Below are 642 nucleotides of genomic sequence, written 5' to 3'. Positions count from 1 at the left end.
CGAGCCGCCACCGACGGTCAGGGCGAGACGGCAGACGCGCCGGGCTCCCCCGGGACCGACGAGGCCCCCGCACGCCCGCGCACCTCGATCGCGCGTGCCGTGTGGAGCACGCTGCGCGCCCGGCCGCACGGCATGCTGGTCCCGGCGGTCGTGTTCGAGGTGGCCGACTACCTGACCTCGACCGGGCTGGTGGTCGGCTGGCTGTGGGCGTCGGCCGTCGTGGGCCTGGAGCAGGGCTCGGCGCCCTGGCTGCTCGTGGGCGCCATCCTCGCGGCCATCGTGGCCAACACCCTGCTCCCGCTCACGGTCCGGCTGACGAGCACCCGCTGGTGGGTCGACTCCCGGATGCGGCTGCACCTCTCCCTGCTGCGCGGGCAGACGGCGCAGCGACGCACCGTCCGCGACGCACCCGGGGAGATCGCGGCCCGCGCGCAGGAGGACTACCGGCTCACCGGCCACACCCAGGCATGGACCGAGGTGCTGACGGCGCCGCTCACCCTCGCCGTCCTGGTGGTCCTGAGCGGAAGCTGGCTCGCCGGCGCGATCGGCCTGGCCATGGCGGGGCTCATGTTCGCGGCGCAGGTGCTCGGCAGCCGGTCCGTTGCCGCGGCGGCACGGCGGGCCGGCGACGCCGCCGCGGAG

At 76.5% G+C, this 642-nt stretch carries 1 protein-coding gene; it reads left to right on the top strand.

Features of this window, described 5'->3' with window-relative positions; translation table 11 throughout:
* A partial coding sequence (locus tag PROKR_RS33665) for a hypothetical protein (RefSeq protein ID WP_036959497.1) occupies positions 1 to 642 on the top strand: 642 nt, incomplete at both ends.

It is taken from the genome of Promicromonospora kroppenstedtii DSM 19349, from assembly GCF_000515355.1.
GTDB classification, from domain to species: domain Bacteria; phylum Actinomycetota; class Actinomycetes; order Actinomycetales; family Cellulomonadaceae; genus Promicromonospora; species Promicromonospora kroppenstedtii.
Note: the sequence above shows the minus strand (reverse complement) of the source record. Positions and strands in the feature narration are given on the sequence as shown.